Annotated in this window: 25 protein-coding genes and 1 pseudogene; 10 read left to right on the top strand and 16 right to left on the bottom strand. The window is 62.9% G+C overall.

From position 1 onward, the window contains the following. The first annotated feature begins 65 nt into the window (after positions 1-65). Positions 66-1,184, top strand: a complete 1,119-nt coding sequence (locus M1R55_RS16270) for an erythromycin esterase family protein (protein WP_249394607.1) — start codon at positions 66-68, stop codon at positions 1,182-1,184. A gap of 1,120 nt (positions 1,185-2,304) precedes the next feature. On the opposite strand, the pseudogene M1R55_RS16265 reads toward M1R55_RS16270, so the two are convergent. The 3 genes and pseudogenes from M1R55_RS16265 to M1R55_RS16255 form a co-directional block, all read right to left on the bottom strand. After that, positions 2,305-2,482: pseudogene (locus M1R55_RS16265) on the bottom strand (IS6 family transposase); the annotation flags it as partial. A gap of 6 nt (positions 2,483-2,488) precedes the next feature. Beyond that, positions 2,489-2,647, bottom strand: a complete 159-nt coding sequence (locus M1R55_RS32165; RefSeq protein ID WP_371827221.1) for a hypothetical protein — start codon at positions 2,645-2,647, stop codon at positions 2,489-2,491. 49 nt (positions 2,648-2,696) lie between these two features. Beyond that, the gene (locus M1R55_RS16255) at positions 2,697-2,912 is read right to left on the bottom strand and encodes a hypothetical protein (protein WP_249394606.1); all 216 of its coding nucleotides are present in this window, start codon (positions 2,910-2,912) and stop codon (positions 2,697-2,699) included. A gap of 203 nt (positions 2,913-3,115) precedes the next feature. On the opposite strand from M1R55_RS16255, the gene M1R55_RS16250 reads away from it, so the two are divergent. The 5 genes from M1R55_RS16250 to M1R55_RS16230 all read left to right on the top strand — a co-directional run bounded on the left by M1R55_RS16250 (position 3,116) and on the right by M1R55_RS16230 (position 7,177). Next, positions 3,116-3,994 carry a MurR/RpiR family transcriptional regulator gene (locus M1R55_RS16250; RefSeq protein WP_249394605.1) on the top strand — a complete coding sequence of 293 codons (879 nt, stop codon included), beginning with the start codon at positions 3,116-3,118 and terminating at the stop codon, positions 3,992-3,994. Further along, positions 3,978-5,195 (top strand): o-succinylbenzoate synthase, encoded by a 1,218-nt coding sequence (gene menC / locus M1R55_RS16245; protein ID WP_249394604.1) that lies wholly within the window; start codon positions 3,978-3,980, stop codon positions 5,193-5,195. The genes M1R55_RS16250 and menC overlap by 17 nt, the downstream gene beginning before the upstream one ends. 82 nt (positions 5,196-5,277) lie before the next feature. Continuing rightward, on the top strand, positions 5,278-6,078 hold the full coding sequence (locus tag M1R55_RS16240; protein WP_371827220.1) for an ABC transporter substrate-binding protein: 801 nt from the start codon (positions 5,278-5,280) through the stop codon (positions 6,076-6,078). Then, a complete protein-coding gene (locus tag M1R55_RS16235; RefSeq protein WP_249394603.1) occupies positions 6,075-6,863 on the top strand; it encodes a GNAT family N-acetyltransferase in 789 nt (262 codons plus the stop codon). Before M1R55_RS16240 ends, M1R55_RS16235 begins: the two co-directional genes overlap by 4 nt. Next, complete coding sequence (locus M1R55_RS16230) at positions 6,863-7,177, top strand: MBL fold metallo-hydrolase (RefSeq protein WP_249394841.1); 315 nt, start codon at positions 6,863-6,865, stop codon at positions 7,175-7,177. The genes M1R55_RS16235 and M1R55_RS16230 overlap by 1 nt, the downstream gene beginning before the upstream one ends. Here the strand turns inward: M1R55_RS16230 and M1R55_RS16225 are convergent. Continuing rightward, positions 7,163-7,690 (bottom strand): hypothetical protein, encoded by a 528-nt coding sequence (locus M1R55_RS16225; RefSeq protein WP_249394602.1) that lies wholly within the window; start codon positions 7,688-7,690, stop codon positions 7,163-7,165. The two genes, M1R55_RS16230 and M1R55_RS16225, sit on opposite strands and share 15 nt — an antisense overlap. Positions 7,691-7,972: 282 nt before the next feature. Between M1R55_RS16225 and M1R55_RS16220 the strand changes: the two genes are divergently transcribed. Then, positions 7,973-8,368: a heme-binding protein gene (locus M1R55_RS16220; RefSeq protein WP_249394601.1), complete on the top strand. Its 396-nt coding sequence runs from the start codon at positions 7,973-7,975 to the stop codon at positions 8,366-8,368. 388 nt (positions 8,369-8,756) lie between these two features. Here M1R55_RS16220 and M1R55_RS16215 read toward each other — a convergent pair whose 3' ends face one another. The 7 genes from M1R55_RS16215 to M1R55_RS16185 form a co-directional block, all read right to left on the bottom strand. After that, positions 8,757-9,518 carry a hypothetical protein gene (locus M1R55_RS16215; protein ID WP_249394600.1) on the bottom strand — a complete coding sequence of 254 codons (762 nt, stop codon included), beginning with the start codon at positions 9,516-9,518 and terminating at the stop codon, positions 8,757-8,759. Between the two features lie 200 nt (positions 9,519-9,718). Beyond that, a complete protein-coding gene (locus M1R55_RS16210) occupies positions 9,719-9,940 on the bottom strand; it encodes a 4-oxalocrotonate tautomerase family protein (RefSeq protein WP_249394599.1) in 222 nt (73 codons plus the stop codon). A gap of 235 nt (positions 9,941-10,175) precedes the next feature. Next, positions 10,176-10,856: an amino acid ABC transporter permease gene (locus M1R55_RS16205; RefSeq protein WP_249394598.1), complete on the bottom strand. Its 681-nt coding sequence runs from the start codon at positions 10,854-10,856 to the stop codon at positions 10,176-10,178. Between the two features lie 117 nt (positions 10,857-10,973). Beyond that, positions 10,974-11,741 (bottom strand): transporter substrate-binding domain-containing protein, encoded by a 768-nt coding sequence (locus tag M1R55_RS16200; RefSeq protein WP_249394597.1) that lies wholly within the window; start codon positions 11,739-11,741, stop codon positions 10,974-10,976. A gap of 41 nt (positions 11,742-11,782) precedes the next feature. After that, a complete protein-coding gene (locus M1R55_RS16195) occupies positions 11,783-12,565 on the bottom strand; it encodes an SDR family NAD(P)-dependent oxidoreductase (protein ID WP_249394596.1) in 783 nt (260 codons plus the stop codon). A gap of 614 nt (positions 12,566-13,179) precedes the next feature. Next, positions 13,180-14,565, bottom strand: a complete 1,386-nt coding sequence (locus tag M1R55_RS16190) for a TrkH family potassium uptake protein (RefSeq protein ID WP_249394595.1) — start codon at positions 14,563-14,565, stop codon at positions 13,180-13,182. A 72-nt stretch (positions 14,566-14,637) separates the two neighbouring features. Then, positions 14,638-15,210 (bottom strand): hypothetical protein, encoded by a 573-nt coding sequence (locus M1R55_RS16185; protein ID WP_249394594.1) that lies wholly within the window; start codon positions 15,208-15,210, stop codon positions 14,638-14,640. 311 nt (positions 15,211-15,521) lie between these two features. On the opposite strand from M1R55_RS16185, the gene M1R55_RS16180 reads away from it, so the two are divergent. The 3 genes from M1R55_RS16180 (at position 15,522) to M1R55_RS16170 (ending at position 18,812) form a co-directional block, all read left to right on the top strand. Continuing rightward, positions 15,522-15,845, top strand: coding sequence for a hypothetical protein (locus M1R55_RS16180; protein ID WP_249394593.1), 324 nt, complete (start codon positions 15,522-15,524; stop codon positions 15,843-15,845). 17 nt (positions 15,846-15,862) lie between these two features. Further along, positions 15,863-17,572: a YbaL family putative K(+) efflux transporter gene (gene ybaL, locus M1R55_RS16175; RefSeq protein ID WP_249394592.1), complete on the top strand. Its 1,710-nt coding sequence runs from the start codon at positions 15,863-15,865 to the stop codon at positions 17,570-17,572. A 418-nt stretch (positions 17,573-17,990) separates the two neighbouring features. Beyond that, complete coding sequence (locus tag M1R55_RS16170; protein ID WP_249394591.1) at positions 17,991-18,812, top strand: ion transporter; 822 nt, start codon at positions 17,991-17,993, stop codon at positions 18,810-18,812. 57 nt (positions 18,813-18,869) lie between these two features. On the opposite strand, the gene M1R55_RS16165 is transcribed toward M1R55_RS16170, so the two are convergent. The 5 genes from M1R55_RS16165 to M1R55_RS16145 all read right to left on the bottom strand — a co-directional run bounded on the left by M1R55_RS16165 (position 18,870) and on the right by M1R55_RS16145 (position 24,250). After that, on the bottom strand, positions 18,870-20,378 hold the full coding sequence (locus M1R55_RS16165; protein ID WP_249394590.1) for a SulP family inorganic anion transporter: 1,509 nt from the start codon (positions 20,376-20,378) through the stop codon (positions 18,870-18,872). A gap of 201 nt (positions 20,379-20,579) precedes the next feature. Next, complete coding sequence (locus M1R55_RS16160; RefSeq protein WP_249394589.1) at positions 20,580-21,038, bottom strand: hypothetical protein; 459 nt, start codon at positions 21,036-21,038, stop codon at positions 20,580-20,582. A 76-nt stretch (positions 21,039-21,114) separates the two neighbouring features. Next, positions 21,115-21,498, bottom strand: coding sequence for a cation:proton antiporter (locus M1R55_RS16155; RefSeq protein ID WP_249394588.1), 384 nt, complete (start codon positions 21,496-21,498; stop codon positions 21,115-21,117). A gap of 155 nt (positions 21,499-21,653) precedes the next feature. After that, positions 21,654-22,706: an SIS domain-containing protein gene (locus M1R55_RS16150; protein ID WP_249394587.1), complete on the bottom strand. Its 1,053-nt coding sequence runs from the start codon at positions 22,704-22,706 to the stop codon at positions 21,654-21,656. Then, on the bottom strand, positions 22,703-24,250 hold the full coding sequence (locus M1R55_RS16145; RefSeq protein WP_249394586.1) for a GMC family oxidoreductase: 1,548 nt from the start codon (positions 24,248-24,250) through the stop codon (positions 22,703-22,705). The genes M1R55_RS16150 and M1R55_RS16145 overlap by 4 nt, the downstream gene beginning before the upstream one ends. Between the last annotated feature and the right edge of the window lie 11 nt (positions 24,251-24,261).

Here is a 24,261-nt window from a genome sequence, read left to right as displayed (position 1 = left end):
TCACATGAAACACAGGAATGCTGAAGAAGCCAGCTTGAGCGTACCCCCTGGCCCAGGAGTCCACCATGCCACACCCCACGTCTCCGCTCGGTTGGCCCATGACCGATCCAGCGGCCGCCCTCTCCGCCTTTCTCGCCACCCTACCTGCCCCGCCTCAACTGCTGGGGCTGGGTGAACCCACCCACGGCGTCGAGGCGTTCCCTCTCTGGCGCAACCGCGTCTTTCAAACCCTGGTGGACACCCAGGGCTTCCGCTCCATCGCCATCGAGAGCGACATCCTCGCGGGCCTGCGGGTCGACGCCCACATTGCCTCCGGCCAAGGCACGCTGAACGAGGTAATGACGGATGGGTTCAGCCACGGCTTCGGGGAGGAGCCGGCCAATCGGGAGCTGGTGGTCTGGATGCGTCAGTTCAATAGTGGACGCAATGAACTGGATCGCCTGAGGTTCTACGGCTTTGATCCACCCCTTGAGAACAGGTGGGCGGCCAGTCCAAGGCACGCCCTGCTCGCTTTGCACGATTTCCTGGCCCGGCACTGTGCTCACCTGCCCGTGGACCGGGCTACGCTGGAGCAGCTCTGCGGCGACGACGCCCGCTGGATTAACCCGGCCGCCGCGATGGATCCCAGCCAGTCCGTCGGGGCCACACCGGACGCCTGGCACCTGCGGGCGCTGGCCGATGACCTGGTAGGGTTCCTCGAAACACAGCACCCTGGACTTGGGGCGCACCCTGGCCTGTGGACTGCGCAGTTGCACGCCCGGACAGCCTTGGGGCTGCTGCGCTACCACGCCAACCTCGCCGCCCCTTCGCCGGACCGCATCTCACAGATGCTGGCGCTGCGCGCGGTGATGATGACGGACAACCTTCTGGCCATTGCCGAGCGAGAAGAGGAGCGCGGCCCCACGCTGGTCTTCGCCCACACCTCACACCTGCAACGCGGGGCCAGCCAGATTCGGATGGAGACCATGAACGCCGACTGGTGGCCTGCTGGAGCGCAGCTGCTTGGACGAGACGCCCCGTACGCCGTTCTTGCCCTATCCAACGGCGAGGGCGCAGCTGCGCTCGTGCCAAACGCCGGGGAAGGACTTGGGCGGAGCGGAGCCCACCTCTACGCCACTCCAGGACGCCTAGAGAGGGATGGGGTGCTCACTCTTCCTGAGGCAGTGGAGTCGGGTGAGCGATAACAGGGAAGTTTCGGATCAAAGCCGCCCTCCGCTCTGTCGCTGCTGTCCGCGCTCATTGGCCTCGTCTCTTCCGACGCCACTGCAGACCAACACCTCTCTCAATAACTCCAACAGTGCTGCCAAAACTGCCGCTGAAGGTGCCCGGCTCAGCCGTACACCCAGCGTCTCACGGGCGTCCTAAGGGCCAAGCAGCTCTTCTTCCCCTTCCCAAGCTTGGGGCTTTGGAGTGGCTGTGTTGGGCTCACTGGAGGCTTCTATCAAGAGTTTCCACGGTTAGCCCAATCGCGTGTCACGCGGCGTGAAGTTGTTGTGGCACAGACTGCACCTCGGTCAGGACGTACAATTCCGTGTGTTGTGCCGCTCGGCGCTGAACCGCTCGCCACGTCAATTGCGGCTGCTCCTGAAGGACGAGCAGCACCGCATGAAGAGCCTCGACCACGCACCAAACCCAGTTGTCTTGAGCTCGGATGGTTTGGCAGCGGCAGCGTCCTCGGCCGAGATTCTGCTTCATCAAGCGGTGAATCACTTCCATGCCCCAGCGGGCCTTCCATGCCCCAGCGGGCCTTCCATGCCCCAGCGGGCCTTCCATGCCCCAGCGGGCCTTCCATGCCCGCAGCAGCGCCCGGACGGTCAAGGCAGGGTCAAACGTGCTGAACAGGAAGAAGCAGCTCCATTCGCCGTGAACCCTGCGCCAAAGGATCAGCACATCGAACGCCCCCACGTCACGCGACACGGGGAGCCGACGGACAAGCCATCCCAACTCGGCATCGAGAGGGCACCGTTCGGGAGGAAAGCGCTGTGCCAGAGCGTGGAGGGTGAGAGACTCACCCTCAACTTGAACACCCATGTTCCGCTTGGCGCGCACCAGCACAGGGATCTGGGTGTCGTGACTGAAGGTCACGACCTCATCTCGTCCAAACGCTCCATCCAGCAGCACCCCAGCGATGGACACCCCTGCCTCCCGGCACGGGGTGACGGTGTGAATCATCTCTGGGGTCGCGGTGCGGTACGGATCCGCGGCGGTCTCCAACAGGCCAGAGACTTTGAACTGCTCCAACAGTGGCGTCGGATTGGCCCCGAACTTCACCAGGGCCGCTGAGGTGAACGGATGTCCCCATGGAGTCGGCCCGAACTTGATACACCATTCGCAAAGGGTCTCGTGGCTGACCTGTTGGGCCGCGCTGGTAAAGTAATTCCTGGACGTTTCGGTCACTCAGTGGGAAGCGGTGATACAGCCAAACCGCGTGCTGGATGATCGTCACCTTGAAGCGGTGGCGGAAGGGCTTTGGGTTGGTCAGGGCGGGTCAGCCTACCCCAATCCGGTTAAGGCAACACAACCGATCCGTATGCATGACTTCTGGAACGTCATATTCAGCAAGGAGCCGGGTCAAACAGGTCTTCGCGGCATCGCGATACCGATGCCGTTGAAGCAGTATGTTGAGGACGAACCCGTGCTGATCCACCGCTCTCCAGAGCCGTGTCGGACGCCATTGACTGGGGTGCAGACCTGATTCATGGGCCACCGGGGTTTCCGGTGGCGCAGTTCCTCAGCGAAGAGAGCGCTGAATGGGGGATACACCCTTCGCGCAAGGTGTCGTGGCTGACCTCTAAGCCGTGCTGATGGCGCACTTCCTGAACGTCCCAATCGTTCAAGGAAAAGCGGTGGTACAGCCATACCGCGTGCTGGATCATCCCCTTGAAGAGGCGGCCGGGTGTGGTGTCGGGCACAGTGGGTGAGCCTCGCCCGATCCGGTTAAGGCAACACAACCGTTTGAGTAGTTTCGAGCGAATGAGAGTGTTGGCCGCTTCTGCCCTTCTGGGGTGGATCCGGATCAGTTTTGATCAGCCATCTTGCAATTGATCTTGCATAGGTCTATCTTTTTGGCAAGATTAATTGCTAAGTGCTTGGTATGGGTGATTCAGGAGGTGCAATGACGGTTCACGATGAAGATGGCATACTGGCTGCCCCAGAAAGTACGGAAACGTTTGTGGATCACCTGCGGCGCTCTGAGGCCCGACTGACGCCCACGGAAAAACGGATCGCCGCGCACATGGGCCTCGTCTGGACCGAGCTTCCGCTGACCAGTGCGGCGGAACTGGCCCAAGATGTGGGCGTCAATTCTTCGAGTGTGACGCGCTTGGCCCAGGGTTTGGGCTTCCGGGGCTATCCCGATTTGCAGCGGCGGGTGCGCCAAGAACTGCGCCGCCAGCACGCTCCTCTGCCGCTGCCCGGCGAGTCGGAAGCCGCCGCGCATTGGGGACGCGAAATTCAGGCCTTTGCCGAGATGCAGGCTCAGCCCGAAGATGCGCTGAACCGGGTGGCCGGGTTATTGGCGCAGGCCAAACAGGTGTACGTGACCGGGGCGCGTGGCTCGTGGCCTGCTGCGGTCTATGCGGCGCACGTGTGGCAGGGCATTCGTCCGGGCGTGCAGGCGTTGGGCGAGGGAGCCAGCAAGCGGCCCGAAGACTGGCTGGACGCTGGCCCAGGCTGCGTGCTGGTGGCCTTCACGATGCGCCGCTATGCCCAGAATACGGCCCAACTGATAGACGCCCTGACCGGACGTGGCGTGGCGTTGATCTTGATCACAGACAGCGGGCTGGCTCCGGGGGCGCGTCAGGCGCGGGAATTGCTGATCTTGCCCACGCCGGGGCACGCGCCGTTTCACGGGCCGGATGGACGCTTCGTGCCGTTGGCGTTGCCCGTCAGCCTCTCGATGCTGTTGGCCGCCAAATTGACCGCGCTGGTCGGCTCCGAGCGGCTGGCGGCGCTGGAACACGAATTGGGGGAACTTGATGTCTTTGCCTGCTGATCTGGCCGAACTTTCCACAGGGGCTAAAAGCTCAGGCCTGCGCCTCGATTCCGCCGAATTGCGCGTGCTGGACATGCCCATGCGCTTTGATTTCGAAACCAGCTTTGGCGTGCAGCGCCGCCGCTTCGTGCCGCTGTTGACGCTGCGTTCAGGCGACCTGGAGGGCTACGCCGAGGGTGTGATGGATCATCTGCCGCTGTACCGCGAGGAAACGGTGCCGGGGGCGTTGGCGCTCCTCGAAGGCCAGTGGTTGCCGCGCCTGCTGGGCCGCCACTTTGTCACGCCCGAAGCCCTCGCGCAGGCCCTCGCGCCGTACCGGGGCAACCGCATGGCGCGGGCGATGATTGAAATGGCGTTCTGGGATCTGTGGGCCAAGCACCTCGGTGTGCCGCTGTGGCAAGTCTTGGGCGGCGTGCGAACCCGCGTGCCTGTGGGCATCAGCTTGGGCATTCAGGCCAGCGTACAGGCCACCACCGATCTCGCCACCCGCGCTATAGAGGACGGCTACCAGCGTGTCAAACTGAAAATCAAGCCGGGCTGGGATGAGCGGCCTGTGGCGGCGGTGCGGGAGGCCCACCCACAGATTCAACTGACCGTGGACGCCAACAGCGCCTATTCGCTGACCGATGTGGCCGCCCTGCAAGCCCTAGACCCCTACCGCCTGAAGTACCTGGAGCAGCCCCTGGCCTTCGACGACCTCGTTGATCACGCCGCGCTGCAAACCCAGTTGCAGACTCCCATCTGCCTTGACGAAAGCGTGACCAGCCTTCAAGACGCCCGCAAAGCCCTGGTCATCGGTGCGGGGCGGGTCATCAACCTGAAGGTGGGGCGGGTGGGCGGCCACCTGGAGGCCCGGCGGATTCACGACCTGACCCTCGCACACGGCGCGGCGCTGTGGTGCGGCGGCATGATGGAAACCGGCATCGGGCGGGCGCACAACATTCACCTGTCGACCTTGGAACACTTCACACTGCCGGGCGACACTGCCAGCGCCAGCCGCTACTGGCAGCACGACATCATCCGTGAACCGCTGGAGGTCGATCAGGGCTGGATGGCTGTCCCAGACGGCCCCGGCATCGGCGTGACCCTGGATCACAACACCCTGAAGCGCGTGACCCGCAGTTGCCGCACCCTGCACGCCGGAGTCACGCCGCACATCGACGAATTGCCCGATCAGCCGCCCAGCGGCGAGGTGTATTGAGGAGGTGTATCGAGCCTGCCCGCGTTTGCACCCTCCGTGTCGCCCTGCCTTCCTTCCCTGCATTGCCCTCAAGGAGAACCCCATGACCCCTCCCACCCCCAGCCGGAAAGCTTCACTGCCCCGCATGGCCGCTTGGCTGACTGCCGCCCTCACGCTCACCGCTATAGCCTCTGCCGCGCCCCGCACCCTGGCCCAGATTCAGACTGCCGGAACGTTGCGGCTCGCCACCGAAGCGGCTTTCCCTCCCTTCAACTTTTACCAACAAAAAGCGCTGGCAGGCTTCGAGGTCGATCTGGGCAACGCGATAGGCAAAGCCCTGAACCTGAAAGTCGAGTGGGTCGTGCAACCCTTTGACGGCCTGCTGATCGGCCTGAATCAGGGGCGCTACGACGCGGTGATGGCCTCGCATGCCATTACCCCGGAGCGGCAAAAAGCGGTGGATTTTTTGAACCCGCACTACTGCTCCACGGTCAATATTGTGGCCAAAAAGGGTGGCCCGCTGACCCGTGCGGCGCTGGCAGGCAAGACAGTGGGTACCCAGATCGGCACGGCGCAGATCCCGATTTTGCAGGCGATTCCCAAGATCGGGGGTGTCAAGACCTTTCCCAATGATCCCGCCGTACTGACGGCGCTGCAATCGGGCCGGGTAGACGCCTGGTCGAGTAACGGCCCAGTGGTGGCCTACATGCTCAAGCAGACCGGGCAGCAGAAGAACATCCTGATTGGAGAAATCATCTCCAACGAGCGCAATGCTGGCGCGGTAGCCCGCAACAATACGGCGCTGCGGGCGGCCCTGAACACTACCCTGGCCCGCCTGATGAGTGACGGCACCTACCTGAAGATTTCTCAGCAGTGGTTCGGGCAGGATATTCGCTGCAAATGAAGGTTCCAGCGGTAGAAGGCGGCGTGCGCGAGTTGCACGGGCATTCCGAACTGTTGGGGGCCGAGGACTTGCAGTGGCAGGTCTGGGGCGGCTCGGAGCGCGACATTTTTCCGCGTGACGCCATGCGGGCGTTGCAGCACGTCGGCGGGCTCGTGGCCGGGGCCTTGTCGGGCGGGCAGGTGGTGGGCTTGGTGGTGGGGCTGCCCACCTCGCGGCCTGACGTGCAGCACTCGCACCTGTTGGCCGTGCATCCGGCCCAGCGCGGTACGGGGCTCGCCTTGGCTCTCAAACGCTTTCAGGCCCAGTGGTGCGCGGCCCGCCAGATCACGCAGATCGAATGGACTTACGACCCGCTGCGAGCGCTGAACGCCCATTTCAACCTTCACCGTTTGGGCGCGGTGGTGGGCAGCTATCTTCCCGACTTTTACGGCGAAATGGGCGGCATCAACGCGGGCCTGCCCTCTGACCGAGTCGTGGCCGTCTGGACGCCCCAGCACCCTCAGCCTGTGCCGCGCCCCGCCCAGGCCGCCGATCTGCCTGCTGTCAATCTTTCCCAAGACGGAACACCACACCTTGCTTACCCCTGGCCGAATGCCGTGCGGCTGCATATTCCCCCAGATTTGGACACTCTGTTGCACCACGACCCCCCCGCAGCCCAGCAGTGGCGGCACCACACCCGCGCCCTGTTTCAGGAGGGGTTGCGCCAAGGTTACCGGGCCACCGACTTTGTGCGGGGCAAGGCGCTGGAAGAGCAAGCGCCTGCGTATGTCCTGACGCGCCCGTAATTCAAAACGGGAGGAACATCCTGATCGACACTGGCCTGCTGGAGATCGTTCCGGAAGAAGCATCGGAGTTCGAGAATGGGCAGGACGTGATCGAGCGGTTGGCAAGCATTGGCCTGATACCGGATGACATTGATACCGTCATATCGACGCATTTCGATCATGCCGGAAGATACGCAACTTTCACGCAGGCGCAGGACGTGGTTCAGCGTGTGCAGGATCTGGATGCGGCAAGCCATCCCCGTTTCGCGGCCACTCGGCCCCAGTGGGATCAGGCCACGGAGCGCCCCACTAGGGTTCACTCACCCCGTGCCTGAGCCGGTTGACTTCTTCAGGACAGCCCCGGCAGGCAAGATGTAAATAGTTTCCAGCCCCCAGGGGTGAGGTTTGGCCGGAAACTGAGCCGTGCGCCACACGACGTAATTGCCGATGGCGGGCGCGGAGAGGACGGTGTTCTTGTAGGGGGCGTCGGGCCAGCGCCCACCGGCAACATCGGCGTCTCCGGTGGCGATCAATCCGCCCTTGCCCAGCACGTCGCTCAGTTTGGCGGTAGGCGCGTAGCCGTCGAGGCACCAAAACATGATCTGTGCGCCGTCTTGCGCCAGTTCTTCAAGATTGGAAATCCGCGCTTTGAGGAAAGCATTGAGGTCGTAGGCCTGAACCTTCAGGTCGCGTTTGTAGAGGTAGTCGGCCACGATGGTCACCGTTTCAGGTGCGACTGCAGCGGCTTGGAAGGCGGTGGGCGTGACGACGGCGTGGGCCAGCGCGATCTGCTGTGCTTTGGGCTGAACCGGGGCGGCCAGGGCGGGGGTGAGGAGCAGGCTGGTCAAGAAGAAGAGGGAGCGTTTTATGGAAGACTCCGAGGGAATAAGGTGAGGGGCGGGAGGACAAGAGCCGTCACTGGGCGAACGCGGCCCAGGACGGCCCTCAGGTCTTGTTAAATTGGTGACCGGTGGTCGTGCTCAGCGAGAGACCATACCCTGTTTGAAGCGGAGGTGTTGCAGGGGAACTGAAAAGCACCCTCTTTAGAGTGGAGCACCGAACCTGCCCATCTGCCCCGTTGGTGAGGCCCGCGTATGCTGAGCGCAGCACCACCCCTCAAGGAGACCCCTATGTTGACTTTAAACGACGCCCGCACCATCATTCACGCTGCCGAACAGAAAGCCGCCGAGATCGGTCAGCCCATGAACATCGCCGTAGCCGACAGCGGCGGGAACCTGATTGCCCACGTGCGGATGGACGGCGCGTGGATCGGCAGCATCGACATTTCTATCAAGAAAGCCTATACCTCGCGGGCCTTCGATATTGCCACCAAAGATTTGGCAGGCGAGAGCCAGTCGGGCGGGCAGTTCTTCGGCATTCACGCCTCGAATGACGGCCGGATCATGATCTTTGCAGGCGGGATTCCCCTGAAGCGGGACGGCCAGGTGATTGGGGCGATTGGAGTCAGCGGCGGCTCAGGGGAGCAGGATCACGCGGTGGCTGAAGCCGGAGCCGCCGCCGTTTAAAGCTCACCTGTACGTCTGTGGTGATCTGTCGCAGGTCACCGTCCTCCTGCCTACCATTGAAGCTGGAGACTGCTTCACCGGGGTAAACCAAAAAAACCGCCGAGGTAGAACCAGCGGAAGACGACGACAGGAATCAACCCAAGCTAGATTTCGGGTCTGTGGACTCTGTTTGATTCCCCCAATGGATTCAAGCTGTCTCAAGTGGGGCGGCACCCGCACAGGTGCAGGGCGCAAACTCAGCCCTAACGTGGGTGTCGCTCGAGCTTCCCTGTGATGTAAGCCATGATTGCAGCGAAAGCGCGGGCCTCAGGCGTCGCGCCAGAAATCCACGCCGCCGTCCCCGTTGTTTTCTACCCGCTGAACCCACCAGACCGCTTCCTATGAAGCTTCAGGCTCCCTGACACAACTGACGGATTTCGGCGGCCAAGCGTGGATGCACGCTCGAATGGTCTTCCAGCCACGTCAAGATGCAGAGGGCTGAAGCCGCATTTCTCCCGTAGCCCTGCATCATCCCCGGCAGGTGGGCGGTCAGGTCGGGAAAGCGCTGTTCAAAGCGCCGCTCTGGCATGAAGGGATCGGCACCGCCCTGTTCGGCCCCGTGCAGCGTGGCGAGTGCCAACAGCCGGTCAACGGCGTAGTTCTGGATAAAGCGGGTGGCGGTCAGCCGTTCTCCCCGTGCTTCCCGGTGCAGACCTACCAAGAGGTTGGTCAGCGCCTCGTTGGTGTGCCACTCCTGCGGGGGCACTGGGGGCGTGGCCTGTACGCCCGAGGTCGCCGACAACTCGGGGACCTCCTCTCTTTTCCAGACCACCCGCCCAGCGGTATAGGAAATGTGGGGCAGCTCGCCCAGTTCAAACACGGCGTACTCGGCAAAGATCCCGTCCTCGAACAGAAGTTTGCACCCATCCGGCGTGTTGCGAAAGCTGAAAGCGATGGGGTGTACCTGCTCCAGCCAGTCCAGGGTGTCGAGATACTTGGGTTTGGCTCTAGGCGCGACGATCACGAAAAAGTCTAGGTCGGAGTGTGAGTCGAGGCGATGAGTTTCCAGGCCAACAGAACCGAGCGCCAGCAGCGCGAGGGCGTCGGGGCGCTCACCGAGCGAGGCGGCCAGTGCATCAAGGCGAGCGAGCAGTTGAATGGGGCTGGGCATCAGGGGATTCACTGTACTGGGTGTTGTGGGCCAGCGGCAGGCGGCCCAAGCTGAAGAACTATCGATAACGGCGTAAATCTGAGTGGGAGGGCAAAAGCGCGCCTTGTACTCCACGTGTCCTATCGGAGCGCCTTCATCTGTAACCAACCTCAATTTCTACCGTTATCAATAATTCTTGTTCCCACAGACTGAGAGAACGCTCAGCCCTCAGAAGGCGTGTTCCTCTCTCGCATGCGCCGGACACTGACCAGTTCGCCGCCAATGCCCCAGTTCTCTAGGGGCACTTCCTCAATCACAACCACCGTGGTATTAGGGTTTTTCCCCAACACATCGACGAGCATCTGTGTGCTGCGGGCCACGAGTTCGGCCTTTTGCTCGGTGGTCACGCCTTCGTCCGTGATGCGAATATGGATGTACGGCATTCACTGCTCCCTTGTGCCAGAACGAAGAACGACGGTGGAGGCGCACAGCACAGACTCACGCGGAGGTCAACGTTACCATCCTAGCGCCAGTTCCTATGTGCCCGGCCCGCTCAAACGCCAGACGCCGCTCGCCAATTACCGGGGGGTCTCAGAAACTATGGGAGCGCGGGCCGACGAGCAGGATTCGGACCTAGGGGCGACTGCTGTGAATGGGGCAGAGGGGTGACCAGCCTGTTCAGCGCCGGGTGGCCGTCAGGTAAGGGCGGTTCAGACGGCCTTCCAGCGCCCGGAAACCCTGCGCGGCAACATTGGACAGCACAAAATAAATCAGCCCGACGGCGAGGTACAGCGGCACCGGCTGATACGTGACCGATACGAGGCCGCGTGTGGTCAGCAGCAATTCGGTGACCGTGATGACGCTCGCCAGACTGGAATCTTTGAGCAGGCCGATAAATTGGTTGCCCAGCGCCGGGACTGCCGTACGGGCTGCCTGCGGCGTCAACACCAGCCAGAGCGTCTGCGACGGCCTCAGCCCCAGCGCACGGGCGGCCTCGGCCTGTCCACGCTGCACGGCGTTCAGACTGCCCCGGATGATTTCTGCGGCGTAGGCTCCGGCAAACAGACTCAGGCCCAGCACAGCGGTGTTGAAGGGAGAGAGCCGGGCCTGCGGCAACAGCTGTGGCAGCGCAAAAAACAGAAAAAACAGCTGTACCAGTAGTGGCGTGCCCCGGAAGATTTCTATGTAGGCTCCGGCAACCGCCCGCAGCACCCCGGAGCGTGACATGCGGCCCAGTGCGGCCACCGCTCCCAGGATCAGCCCGAAGACACTGGCAAGCAACGTCAATCCCAACGTCAGTTGTGTGCCTTTCCAGAGCGAGGCGAGCACATCGGGGGTAAAAATGTCGAGTGAGAACAACTGCGCCTCCTGGGCGGGCTGACCACTGGCGGTGGTTCTTTGCCCCTCAATAACAGGGCCGTACGGTCATTCGCACGGCCACGAAGGTGGGGATTGGCGGTTTCTGAAGTGATCTGGTTATTTCCCCGGAACGCTCACATCTGCGCCCAGATACTTCACGCTGATGCGCTTCAGGGTGCCGTCAGACCGCATGCCTGCCAACGCCTTTTCCACAGCGGCCTTCAGCTGAGGCTGGTTTTTACCCAGCGTGATATACGGATTGTCCTGCTGCAACACTGGCCCCACCGCCTGAAGCTTTTGTCCATTCTTGATGGCGCGGTTGCCCACCGTGCGGGTGGTGATCATACCTGCGGCGCGGCCTGCCGCCAATGCCAGAAAGATTTCCTGTTCGCCGCTGTACGTGGCGATATTGGGATACTTGCGCTCACGCAGAAACTTTTCAAAGACCGTGCCCTGCGCGACGGCCACAGGCGCGTTCCCCAGCGCCGCGAGACTCCTGCCCTCCGAGCCAGCGGGCACGAACAACTGGAAGCCGTCGTAATAGTAGGGGCGGTTCAGAAAATCGATGACGCGGGCGCGTTCGGGTGTTTTGCTCTGCGAGGCGATGGCCAGATCAAACTGCCCCGCTTGCAGGCCCGCAATAATCGAGGGGAATTCCGCCTTGATGACAGCAACCTTGACTCCCAGACGGCGGCCAATTTCGCGGGCCACATCAACATCGAATCCGGTCAACGTGCCCCCAGTGCCCGGCTGAGAAAAGGGTGGGTATTCACCGCTCATGACCACCCGGAGTTCACCGCGTTTTTTGATATCGGCCAATTCGGCCTGAGCTACAGAACCCACCGCCACCAGCAGCGCCAGTCCCCATGCATAAGATTTAGACACTCCATCACTCCTTATTGGCGCGGCAATGTTTACTGCAACGTTTACCGCAGCAGCGACGCGCCGCCGTCTACATACATCTCTACACCTGATACGTGGCGACTCAACTCTGAAGCCAAAAAGAGGCAGGCGTCGGCCACATCCATCGGCTCGCCCTCACCGCCGTGCAGGGCGGGGCTGCCCAGCGGCAACTCCACCTCTATGCCGATTTCGTCGGTGTCACGCTGCTCGGTGCGCTCCTGAATCTGGGTGTGGATCAGGCCCGGGCACACGGCGTTGCAGCGGATATTGTCGCGGCCCAGTTCCAGCGCCATCATCTTCATAAAGGCCACCTGGCCCGCTTTGGAGGTGCTGTAGGCGCTGGCTCCGGGGCTGGAAAAGGTGCGGTTGCCGTTCACGCTGCTGGTAATGATGATGCTGCCGCCGCCCGCTGCCTTCAGGTGGGGCACAGCAAAATGCACCGTCAGGTACGTGCCTTTGAGGTTGATATCCAGCGTGCGATCCCAGTCTTCAGGTTGCAGCTTTTCAATCGGTGTCCACACCCCGTTGATTCCTGCATTGGCCATCACGATGTCCAGCCGCCCAAACTCTTTGACAGCGGCTTCAATGGCTCCCTGCACCGACTGCGGCTCACTGACATCGCAGGTCACGTAGAGGGCCTGCCCACCCCCGCCCACGATTTCGGCCCGGACTTGCTCGCCTTCTTCGGTCTGTACATCGGCCAACACAATCCGCGCACCTTCGCGCGCAAACCGGAGGGCTGCACCCGCGCCGATGCCGCTTGCACCGCCCGTAATAAAGGCTACTTTTCCGTCTAGCATTGCCATGAGGTTCTCCTTTGCCCGCTCTGAACTGGCTATGTCGCCCTGAGAAACGGAGCTGTGTGGTGGACGTGCTCAGCTGTCTGGCGGTTGGTGCTCACGTCATCAGCACGTTGTTGCTCAAAAGTCGGGTTGGAAGTCGTACATCCGGCCAACACTCCCGCTGGCGGTAGAGCCTCCCTGGCCTAGCCGCGCCTGTTGATAGTTTAGAAGAACCAGAGCACAGCCTTTCTGCGGCCTGGGTGACCAACCTGCACAGTGTGACGAGCCAAACCCACAAACAGATGGCAGAGCTTTTAAGGCCGAGTTGATATCGGGAGGAGGGGGAGGCACGCCCTGAGTGCCCTGAGTTCAGCGGGGACTGAACGCCCCACACTTCCTCGCCGCGCCTGTTCAGCCATTGGCCCGGCTGACCCCTCCTGAACTGGGCCTTCTTATCCGAAACGGTTCTGGCACCCCAAGCCGTTACGCGGGTGAGCTGTGACTGACCGGCAGTCCTATGGCCACCTGTTTTCCCCTCAGCGTCATCGGCTCCGCCCTCTGGCTCTCACCCCGTCCCTCTCGGCCCCCGTGCGGTGCAGGAACGACTCTACTAGCGCGGCAGGGGAAACCTTCCCTCTTTAGCCCACCAGGATATCGCGCTCGGCGGGGTACTCGATGCCCGTGGAGCGCTGCCGCTGCAAGCTGAAGGCCACTGCGAAGGTGACCGGCCCAATCCGGCCCAGGTACATCAAGAGGGTCAGGATGAGTAGGCCGGGGTCATTAATCAGCGGCGTGGTGTTCATGCTCAGGCCCACGGTGGCTGCCGCGCTGACCGTCTCGAACAGCAGCTGCGTAAAGCCCAACTTGGGATTGGTCGCCAAGAGGGCGAAAAAGGCAGTGAAGACCAGCAGGGCATACAGGGTGGTCACCGTCCCGGCCCGGACGACGTTGTCTGGCAAGATGCGCCGCCGGAAGGCGATCAGTTCGCCGCGGCCCCGCACCATGTTCCAGGCGCTGCCCACCAGAATCGCCAGGGTGCTGGTCTTGATGCCGCCCCCGGTGCTGCCGCTGTTGGCCCCGATGAACATCAGGGCGATCATCAGAAACAGGCTGGCACTGGTCAGGCTGCTGATGTCCACGGTGGCAAAGCCCCCCGAGCGGGGCGTCACACTCTGGAAAAAGGCCGCGAGTACTCGGCCAGAGCTGTCCAACGCGCCGAGGGTCTGGGCGTTGCTCCATTCCAGGGCCAAGATCAGCACGGTGCCCAAGGCCAGGAGAATGCTGGTGGTCAGCAGGGTCAATTTGCTGTACACCAGCATCCGGTGACGCCGCCCCTCGATCAGGTGGCGCACCAGGTTGAGCTGCACGATGAAGCCGAGGCCCCCCAGAATGATCAGTCCGGCGACCGTCAGGCTGACGAGGGGGTCTTGGGCGTACGGCGTCATGCCGCCCGGCAGCACCACGAAGCCCACATTGTTGTAGGCGCTCACCGCATGAAAGAAGGCCTGATACAGCCCTTCCCCCCACCCAAATTGCGGCACGAAGCGCAGCGCGAGCAGCACCGTGCCGACTGCTTCAGCGGTCAGGGTGTACAGGAAAATAATGCGCACCAGCGGCATCACCCCCCCGACATCCAGGGCATTGAGTTGCTGCACGAGGTGCAGCCGCTCCCGGAAATTCACGCGGCGGCCCATCAGGAAGGCGAACAGGGTGCCGAAGGTGAGAATGCCCAGTCCCCCCAATTGCGCCAGCAGCAGCAGGATCCACTGGCCCAGCCGCGTAAACACCTCAGGCGTATCGGCCACCACCAAGCCGGTGATGCAGATGGCGCTGGTGGCCGTGAACAGCAAGTCAATGAAGCTGAGATCGGCCCGGGCTGTCGTGACGCCCGGCAGGTGCAGTAGGGCGGTGCCGAGCGCAATAGCCGCCATGTACACCAGAGCGATCAGCTGTGGGGGTGTGAGGTGGGCAAATAAGGCCCGCCGAACCGGGCGGGAAGCGTCCGGGGGCGATGTGAGATTCATAGACCACAGGGTAACGAACCCGGACTCAAAGGAGGCGGATGCAGGCCCAGAACAGAACGGGTTTGCCCCTGCTCAGGTTGTGGCCCATGAGCGCCTGAGCATTAGCAGCATCAGCAGGCCGAGCACGACTTTCAGCAAGCCCAGCAGCCGAGGAGACCAAGCGTCGAGCGGCGTGAGTTGCAGCGTCCAGACCACCGGCAGGGCGGCCGCAGAAAGGAACAGCAGCGCCGCCCAAATCAGCAGCGCCCGCTGCAACCGGGCTTCACTGTGGAGAAGCGTGATGAACCACACCCCGGTCGTGATGGCGGTTACCACGGCCATGACGACGACGGCGATCGGGCGCTGCTGCAGGGTGATGGCCAGCAACATCAGCAGGCCGATGCCGAGGTTAACACTCCACAGGGGGCGCAGCCAAACGCTCCAAGGATCGTCCGCATCTCCGGCCAGCGCCACCCGGCGGTACAACACCAGCCCCAAGGCCCCGTCTGCAATGAGCATCAAGGTTACGCCGCTGGCCACCGTCACGAGGGGCGAGTGTGCGAAGACCATCAGCAGGACGCCCAAGAACACCGCCAGAATCGACCGGGCCACAACTTGAGTCTGCGGCGAGAGTCCGAACATGGAGACGTTCTCTGAGGAAAGCATAGCGTCTCAACTCTAATCCAAGCGCGGGAACCAGAAGGTGGCAGCTGCCCAAGAAGGGGAGAGGTGCAGTGAGGGCGTGGTTAACCAGGCGCTTAAGCACCATGGGTTCAACCTTGACCTCTCCTGTGCCGTTCCCTCGTCCAGCAGGGGTTCCAGCCTTTCCTGGGACAGCATGGGTCAGAGACAGAACGGTTCATCCACTACACCGATGCCCCTACCTTAACACCATTCATCGTCTATCCAACGCCATCATAAATTGTCAATAAATGGCATTTTGCCAACTTATTATGGTAGGTTACTGAGGAGCCATTATGCCGACCAAACCCATTTCCCGAGTTCAATCTCTCGTTCGCCACGCCCTGGAAGAACAGGACGCCCGAGGTCATCAAGGTGACCTTCCCGACGGCAAAGTCACCCTGCGTCTGCAGGCCATCGATTTCTACTGGCTCTCGCAACTTGCCGAGCTAATGGACGCCACCCGCACCCGTGCCGCCGCCCAGTTGCTCTCAGCTGCTATCCGGGACGCGGCCCAGACCGCCGGGCTGCTTACCAAAGGTGACGAGTTTCAAGCCGCCTTCCAGGCCTTCTTGGCTCAGGAATTCCCTCACGAAACTTCTCCACCTGCTGAGAGCTGAATCACCAAGGAGCCGACATGCCTCACCACACTGACCTGATCGCGGCCCTGGCCATCGGCCTGACCCTGGCCTTCTTCGGCGGCCTCCTCGCGACCCGGTTGCGCCTTCCTCCTTTGGTCGGTTACCTGCTGGCCGGCATCGTGGTCGGCCCCTTCACCCCCGGGTTTGTCGCTGACGCTGCCATCGCCGCACAACTCTCCGAAATCGGGGTGATGCTGCTGATGTTCGGCGTGGGCCTGCATTTCTCGATCAGCGACCTCTTGGCCGTCCGCCGCATCGCTGTGCCCGGGGCCTTACTCCGCATCGTCATGATCACAGTGCTCAGTACCGTGGTCTCGCAGTGGTGGGGCTGGACGGTCGGGCAGGGCATCATCCTTGGTCTGGCTCTTTCCGTGGCCAGTACGGTGGTCTTGTTGCGGGCCCTGGAGGAGCGCGGAACCCTTGACACCTCCAACGGGAAAATTGCGGTGGGCTGGCTGGTGGTCGAAGACCTCGTGATGGTTCTGGCTCTGGTGATGCTGCCGGCTCTGGCGCCTTTACTCGGAAGCAACGAGGGTGGACCCCTGGATCTGGGCGCCTTGGGCATCGCTCTGCTTCTCACGCTCGGCAAGATGATCTTGTTCGTGGCCGTCATGATGATCGTCGGACGGCGCTTGATTCCGTGGGTGCTGGCCCGCGTCGCCCGGATTGGTTCCAGAGAATTGTTTACGCTGGCCGTGCTCGGTACTGCGCTAGGCATCGCGTACGCGGCTGGGGCACTCTTTGATGTGTCCTTTGCACTTGGAGCCTTCCTCGCAGGTGTGGTGGCGAGTGAGAGCAAGTTCAGTCAGCAGGTGGCAGAGGACGCCCTCCCATTTCAGGATGCGTTCGCGGTGCTGTTTTTCGTGTCGGTCGGCATGCTGTTTAATCCTGCGATCCTTCTTCAGGCCCCGCTGCTTGTGCTGGCCATTGCCCTGATCATCATCGTGGCAAAGACCTTGGTGGCATTCTTCACCATGAGGGTGCTCAAAGCCTCCTTCTCGACGGCCCTGACGGTGGCCATCTCCCTGGCCCAGATTGGGGAGTTCTCGTTCATTCTGGCGACCCTGGGCCGGGACTTGGATCTGCTGAGCGCTCAGGGGCAAAACCTCATTCTGGCCGGCGCGATCGTGTCGATCATCGTCAACCCCTTCCTGTTCCGCCTGATTCCCATTATTGAGGCGTGGCAGCAGCGCCGCGTGCCCCAAACAGTGGTTCAGGATCTGACGCAGGGTGGCTTGTCGGGCTTGTCGCAGCACGCGGTCTTGGTGGGCTATGGCCGGGTCGGGCGCCTGATCCTGCAGACACTTCAGGAAAATCATGTTCCCTTCGTGGTGATCGAGTCCGATGAACGCCGCATCGAGGAGCTCCGGACGTTGAAGCTTCTGGTGGTCTACGGTGACGCGGCGCGGGCAGAAGTCCTCTCTCGTGCCGGGATTAGGGAGGCCGGTGTAGTGATCATCGCCACGCCAGACGGCCCGCAATCCCAGCTGATCTTGGAGCAGGTGCGCGAGATGAACCCGACCGTGCACGTCACCGCCAGAACGCACGACGAGCACACGCAGCAAGCCCTGCGGAACTTGGGGGCCAATGACGTGCTCTACGGCGAGTACGAACTTGGCTTGGCCATGGGAAACTACGTCCTCGCGGCTCTCCGCAGCCCCGCCGTGTCAGCAGCCCCGCCGTCTCAGAAGCAGCCCGCGTCATGAACAGGGGAGACGAAATGGGGGGCTGGAGTCCTGAGCGGCGGCGGTCTGATCTCGGCCAGCCACATTCTGCGGGTCATCCCGACTCGGTTCTCTTCCCGCACACCCGGCCCTGCGGATCACTCCGGCCATCGGCTGCGCGTCCGTACCACAGAGTCCGTCCTTGTTCCCATTCAGTTCCGCAGCGGTCAGGCCTCTGGGCCAGGAGGAACGGCCTGCTCAGGCGAGTCCCGTCATCAATGGACGCGGCTGGACACGCCATTGCCCCGTTCATCACGGCAGTCCGTTCTGACCAGGAAGGATAGCCAGCCCGCAGCGATTCAAGTCCTTCCAGCCAGATGAAAAGCCAACATGCACGGCTTTCAAGTTGGTTTGCGGAGTACGGCTGGAGCTACTGCCCCCGTCCGGATAAGCTGCCCACATGGCGGTTCCCTCCCCAGACCATCAACAGCAGGAGCAGCGGCAACAGCGCTGGGAACTGCTGCGGCGGCTTGACCGCCTGACCGACCTGCCCATGACCCTGCTGGCCTTCGTCTGGCTGGCCCTGCTGATCGTCGACCTGAGTGCTGGCCTGTCTCCGCTGTGGCAAACCGTCAGCAACCTGATCTGGGCGCTGTCGATCCTCGATTTCCTCTTGGCCCTGTTCGTGGCTCCAGACCGCCCGCGCTACCTGCGGGCCAACCTGATCACGGCGTTTTCCTTGCTGCTGCCCGCCCTGCGTATCCTCAGAATTTTCCGGGCGTTCCGGGCGCTGCGCCTGCTGCGGGCCACACGCTCCATCAATCTGCTGCGGCTGCTGACCTCGCTGAACCGGGGACTGAAAGCGGTTGCAGGGGCGGTGCGGCAACGGGGGCTGGTTTATGTGGTCGCGCTGACCCTGATCGTGACCCTGGCGGGGGCCGCTGGAATGCTGGCCTTCGAGCGCCCAGAGACAGCGGGCGAACCCGGTCTGAACAGCTACCCGGAAGCGCTGTGGTGGACGGCCATGCTGATGACGTCGCTGGGATCGGAGTACTGGCCCACCAGCCTAGAAGGACGCCTCCTTACCTTTTTGCTGGCGCTGTACGCACTGGCGGTGTTCGGTTACATCACGGCAGCCATTGCCAGCCTGTTCATCGATCAGGACAGGCGACAGGCCGCGCCTGAAGGAGGCCGTTCGGCGGGTTTCGAAACGGAGCTTCGGGCTATTCGGGAGGAACTGAGCGCCCTCCGGGCCGAGCGGACAGGCCGGGAGGAGACGTAAAAGCGCCGGCGCGTTGACCCTTAAGGCAAAGCCTGCGCTCCGGCCCCGCTACCGTGCTCAGTGGCCGCCGACGCCTTCTGGTGCGCCCGGCTTGTCATGAACAGCCAGTCGGTCAATCAAGGTGGCCGACGCAGCGTTTAGTCCGACGAGTTCCACGGATTTGCCCTGACGCCGAAACTTGAACATCACCTTGTCCAGGGCGCCCACTGCCGATCCATCCCAAAAGTGCGCGTGACTCAGGTCGATGACGACCCGCTGTGAACCATGGTCGAAGTCGAACTGATGGAGAAAATCATGGGTGCTGACGAAGAACAGTTGTCCCCGGACGCGGTACGTGCGGGTTCCGTCTGGGCTATCGGCGGGGGTGACTTCCGATAACTGCGACACTTTCCGGGCAAAAAACAGCGCACTCAGCACCACGCCTACCAGCACACCCAGAGACAAATCATGGGTTAGCACGGTCACGCCCACCGTTGCCAGCATCACGATGCCTTCGCTTTTGGGGAATACCGTCAGCGTTCTGAGGCTGTTCCAGTCGAAGGTGCCGACACTGACCACGATCATCACGGCCACCAACGCCGCCATCGGGATCTGCACCAGCAGCGGTTGCAGGGCCAGAATCAGGATCAATAGGCCCAGTCCGGCCACGAAGGTCGACAGCCGCCCCCGGCCACCGTTGGTCACATTGATCATGCTCTGGCCGATCATGGCGCAGCCGGCCATCCCGCCGAAGAACCCCGTGATCACGTTGGCGACCCCTTGGCCCCGCGATTCCACATTCTTGTCGCTGGTGGTGTCGGTGCGCTCATCCATCAGTTGAGCAGTGAGCAGGCTTTCCAACAGGCCCACGATAGACAGCGTCAGGGCCACCGGAAAGATGATCGCCAGCGTTTGCCACGTCAGCGGCACTTGCGGGAAGCTGAACGGCGGCAGGGCTTTGGGCAGGGTGCCCATGTCACCGACCGTTTTGACATCGGCCCCTGTGAACACCGCCACCAGCGTCAGGGCCACGATGGCGACCAACGCGCTGGGTATGGCCTTAAACACGCGGGGCAGCAGGTAGATGATGGCCAGTCCGGCGGCTACCATCGCGTACATCTGCCAGTTTGCACCCACGAACTGAGGGAGCTGGGCCATAAAGATCAGGATCGCCAGGGCATTGACGAAGCCGGTCATGACGCTGCGGGGCACGAATTTGAGGTAGCGGGCCAGCTTGGCCCAGCCGAAGATGACTTGCAATACACCGGTCAGCACAGTGGCCGCAAACAGGTATTCCAAGCCGTGAACGTTGACCAGGCCAATCATCAGCAGGGCCATGGCCCCCGTCGCCGCACTGATCATGCCGGGCCGCCCGCCGATAAAGGCGGTGACGAGAGCAATAATGAACGAGGCGTAGAGGCCAACTTGTGGATCGACGCCAGCAATAATGGAAAAGGCGATGGCTTCGGGAATCAGGGCAAGCGCCACCACAATTCCGGCCAGCACGTCTTTGTGGGGGTTGGAGAACCACTCCCGGCGGTACTGCTGAAGGTCAAAGCGGGGGCGTGGGGAAGGAACAATGGTCATATGTACCTCTGGGGTGCCGTGACAACCAGCAGCGGAGGGCTGCCCTCAGAAGAGAGAACGTGCCCAGCGGCACTGAGGTCTGGTTATCGTCGGGGGCGTCACTCAGACGGGACGCCGCACCCGCGGCCCCGCCAGTATGGGGCATGGACAGACGGGAGACAAGCATCAGCCCGCCTCCCTTGCGCCACACGGATTCCCCACCTACCCCGCGGCTTCACCCGGTGCGGCTGTCCCCGCCTGCGCGGCCAACTTGCCCACGGTTAGACCCTGCACGATGATCGAGAACACGACCTCCACGTAGGTCAGCACCAAAAACAACTCCTGCTGCGGGCCGGGGGGCACCGTGAAGGCCAGCGCCACGCTGATGGCCCCACGTAAACCCCCCCAAATCATCAGGCGGCGTGTAAACGGCAACCAGTTCTGCCGCTGACCCAACAACACGAACGGCACCTGCACACTGACGGCGCGGCTGATCAGCACCAGCGGAATAGCCAGGACACCCAGCCACAGGGCTTCTCCGCTGAATTTGACTACCCCCACTTCTAAGGCCAGCAGCGCGAACAAGAAGATGTTCAGCAGTTCGTCGGCCAGATGGCAGAAGGAATCAAATTTTTCGCGGCTGGACAACGCGGCGGGGCGGCGGTCGGTGAGCGAACCCACCAACCCACCGCAGCCAGCGGCGCAGAGACATGCAGGTGTAGGGCCACAGCGGTACAGGCCAGCACCAGGCCCAGGGTCACCAGCACCTCCACCACAAAATCGTCCACGGCCCGCAGCGCGAGGTAGCCCAGCAGTCCCAGCACGAGGCCGCCCAACGCTTCCTGGGCAAAGAACCCGGCCACTTCCCCAGGCGCAGCGCTGGGCCGTGTGCGCCGCTGGCCGCTGCTGCCACGCCCGCCAGCACGGCGAAGGCCACCACGCCCACGCCGTCGTTGAACAGGCTTTCTCCGGCCACCAGGGTCTCGATGCGCCGGGGAACCTTGGCCTGCTTGAGCAGGCCCAACACCGCCACCGGGTCGGTGGGGGAAATGGGCGCCCCGAACTGCAGGCAGTAGACCAGCGGCACCGACAGGTCAAACAGAGTGAGCAGGGCAAACAGGCCGCCGCCTACCGACTCCATTTTTTAACACTGCGTTTTCTAACACTGCTACCAGACGCGAAGTCGGCAGAGTCAGCAGGTTCTCTAATGGCGGTTGATGCTGCCCGCGAACAGCGCATTCCGGGGCTGCCCATGTTGATGCCTACGGTCACGGAATGCCCTACCGCCGTTGTTCATCACAGCGCCGAGGTGACTTTGCGGCCATAGATGAACTCGCCGGGCGTCACCCCATTGGCGCGGGCCAGACACACCGCGAGATGCTGGGCCACGACCGCGCCCGACACCAAGCTTTCCAGAGCCGTTCCGCAGGGAACCTCGATGGTGGTCGTCCCCTCCAGCCGGTCATCGCCGATCGAGACGGCCCGGGCACCCGTCGCCGCGATATCGTGCGCCATGCGCCTCAGGCCCTCATCGGGAGCGGTGCGGCGCGTGCCGAATACGAGAGCGGTCAGGCCCGCGCCCGCCAATTCCATCGGCCCGTGTCTGAACTGCCCGCCGACAAAGCCTTCCACCGCGACTTTGGCCGCTTCCTTGATGATCAGGCTGGCATACAGAGCCGTGGCCGCGTCGTCTGCTTTACCCACAGACACCAGTCGGTATCCCGCCGGCTCCAGCACCCCCCGCGCCAGGACAGACAACTCAAGCTGGCCCAGCAGCGTCGCCACCATGTCGGGCACAGCGTAAAGTTCCTGCTCGACCTGTGCGCTGTCTTCGCCTGCCATCGCCGCCGCGATCTGGCGATGAACCACTAGGGTATTTAGATAGCTTTTGGTGCTGACGGTAGCTTCAGGGCCGCTGCCCAGGGGCAAGAGCAGGTCGGCGGCGGCGGCCAGCGGGCTGCGCTCAGCGTCAGTCACCCCGATCAGTGCTCCCCATTTGACCCGCCCGCCGCGCTGACGCTCGATCAGTTCCACGATTTCGCCGCTGGCCCCCGATTGAGAGGTAGCGATCATCAAAGTCTGGTTGTTCAGCAGGTCGGGCGAATCCAGCAATTGCCCAGCGTCGAGGTTCCAAGCGGGAGACCCAGCGGCCACCGCGCGTCTCCAAGTGGGAAAAGCGGCGAAGTGAGAAGACCCCATCCCGGTCAACACCACCCGGTTCCACGGGCGGCCCAAGAGTTGTGCCAATTCGGCGGGTACACCTATCCCCAGTGCCCGCCGCAGCGCCGCAGGCTGCTCCATCATGTCGAGTTCAAAAGAAGTCAGTTCGGCAGAAGAGAGAGCGGTCACGCCGTTCCACCGGACACCGCAACGGACGCGTTCACCACGTCCTGCGGCTCCTGCCCCAGCAAAAAGGCTGCGACTCGGGCACCGATCATGGCGGTGGGCAAGTTAATGTTGCCCCGCGAAATGGCGGGCATGATCGAGGCGTCGGCCACATACAGGCCCTGCACGCCGTGAACCTGCCCCCGAGGATCCACGACTGCCTGAGGATCGCTGGATGGCCCCATTTTGCAACTGCCCGCCGGATGGCAGTAATTGACGATGTGTGCCAGCGGATCGTCTTGGCCGTTCAGGATCACCCGCTGGCCCAGCACCTCGGCCAGTTCGGCACGGGAAGCCATGTCCAGCAGCAGATCAGCTGCCTCGCGCAGCACCTGGCGGTCATAGCCACCGGGATCGGTGCCGTAACAGTGGTCGATCAGGGGGCGGGTCACGTCCAGATCGGGAGCCAGGGTCACGCGGCCTTCGGACAGCGCACGCATAGCCCCTCCGTACAGGCTGATCGGCGGCAGTTCCGGATGACCGGAATTTGATCCCGCCACCATGAACACGTGAATGTCATAGGGGCCGTCGTCGCAGCGGGAAGACCGGGCGCGGCCCACCGTCTGCTCGTCTGGACTCCACGGACGCTCAGCCAGCAGACCGAGCAGTCCCGGCTGCCCTGCGAAATTAAGCTGAATACAGGAGTGATCCAGCAGGTGTCGCCCCACACCGGGCAAATCCAAGACCACATCAATTTCGAGGGCACGCAGTTCGTCGGCTGGCCCCACTCCAGAACGCAGCAGCAGCGCGGGTGAGTGGTAAGCGCCCGCACACACCACCACCCGGCCTGCGTGAATCAGGGTCTCGCCCTCAGAAGTACGCACCACCGCGCCCCGCGCGGCTCCGTTTTCGATCACCAGTCGCTGCACTTCGGCCCGCCCGACCACCGTCAGGTTGGGCTGCTGCCGCACGGGGTCGAGAAAGGCAAAAGCACTGTTCCAGCGCACGCCGTTCACCACATTGACTGGCATGGGGCCGATGCCCTCGGCAGCCTCCAGGGTGTCCAGATCGTCGGCGTAGGGCAGCCCCGCCGCGAGGCCCGCCTCCACGAAGGCCCGCTGCGGTACGGTCAGTTCGTCTAGGCGGTAGCGGCGCACCCGGAAGCGGTCTCGCGCCCAGTGCAGCAGCGGGGTCACGTCTGTGCTGCTCCAGCCTGCGTTGCCCCACGCCGCCCACTCGTCGTAATCCAGATGTGCGCCAATAGACGCGGTGCAGCCGTTGTGGGACGAACAGCCGCCCAGCACGCGGGCGCGGGGAAGATCGAGGGCCGCGCCGCTTGCGCCTGTTTGGGTGTGCAGGTCGTAATCGTGCGACAGCGGAATAGAGCGGGCGTCAAGCAGGTCGTGCGGCCACTGTCCATCGGCGCGGGCACCGTAATCCGGCCCCGCCTCAAGCAGCAGCACCGACTCCCCGCTGTGGGCAGCCAGGGTTCCGGCAAATGCTGCGCCTCCGGTGCCGCCGCCAATCACGAGGGTGTCGACGTCCGTGGGAAGACTGGTTCTGCTCATGGTGTTCTCCT

It is taken from the genome of Deinococcus sp. QL22 (assembly GCF_023370075.1).
Taxonomy (GTDB): Bacteria; Deinococcota; Deinococci; order Deinococcales; family Deinococcaceae; genus Deinococcus.
Note: the sequence above shows the minus strand (reverse complement) of the source record. Positions and strands in the feature narration are given on the sequence as shown.

Coding starts and splice junctions, on each gene's coding strand:
- M1R55_RS16185 (WP_249394594.1), bottom strand. CDS start 15,210: ATGCTTTCCTCAGAGAACGTCTCCATGTTCGGACTCTCGCCGCAGACT.
- M1R55_RS16215 (WP_249394600.1), bottom strand. CDS start 9,518: ATGCCCAGCCCCATTCAACTGCTCGCTCGCCTTGATGCACTGGCCGCC.
- ybaL (WP_249394592.1), top strand. CDS start 15,863: ATGCCTCACCACACTGACCTGATCGCGGCCCTGGCCATCGGCCTGACC.
- M1R55_RS16165 (WP_249394590.1), bottom strand. CDS start 20,378: ATGACCATTGTTCCTTCCCCACGCCCCCGCTTTGACCTTCAGCAGTAC.
- M1R55_RS16190 (WP_249394595.1), bottom strand. CDS start 14,565: ATGAATCTCACATCGCCCCCGGACGCTTCCCGCCCGGTTCGGCGGGCC.
- M1R55_RS16155 (WP_249394588.1), bottom strand. CDS start 21,498: ATGGAGTCGGTAGGCGGCGGCCTGTTTGCCCTGCTCACTCTGTTTGAC.
- M1R55_RS16210 (WP_249394599.1), bottom strand. CDS start 9,940: ATGCCGTACATCCATATTCGCATCACGGACGAAGGCGTGACCACCGAG.
- M1R55_RS16180 (WP_249394593.1), top strand. CDS start 15,522: ATGCCGACCAAACCCATTTCCCGAGTTCAATCTCTCGTTCGCCACGCC.
- M1R55_RS16145 (WP_249394586.1), bottom strand. CDS start 24,250: ATGAGCAGAACCAGTCTTCCCACGGACGTCGACACCCTCGTGATTGGC.
- M1R55_RS16240 (WP_371827220.1), top strand. CDS start 5,278: ATGACCCCTCCCACCCCCAGCCGGAAAGCTTCACTGCCCCGCATGGCC.
- menC (WP_249394604.1), top strand. CDS start 3,978: ATGTCTTTGCCTGCTGATCTGGCCGAACTTTCCACAGGGGCTAAAAGC.
- M1R55_RS16170 (WP_249394591.1), top strand. CDS start 17,991: ATGGCGGTTCCCTCCCCAGACCATCAACAGCAGGAGCAGCGGCAACAG.
- M1R55_RS16235 (WP_249394603.1), top strand. CDS start 6,075: ATGAAGGTTCCAGCGGTAGAAGGCGGCGTGCGCGAGTTGCACGGGCAT.
- M1R55_RS16270 (WP_249394607.1), top strand. CDS start 66: ATGCCACACCCCACGTCTCCGCTCGGTTGGCCCATGACCGATCCAGCG.
- M1R55_RS16195 (WP_249394596.1), bottom strand. CDS start 12,565: ATGGCAATGCTAGACGGAAAAGTAGCCTTTATTACGGGCGGTGCAAGC.
- M1R55_RS16220 (WP_249394601.1), top strand. CDS start 7,973: ATGTTGACTTTAAACGACGCCCGCACCATCATTCACGCTGCCGAACAG.
- M1R55_RS16250 (WP_249394605.1), top strand. CDS start 3,116: ATGACGGTTCACGATGAAGATGGCATACTGGCTGCCCCAGAAAGTACG.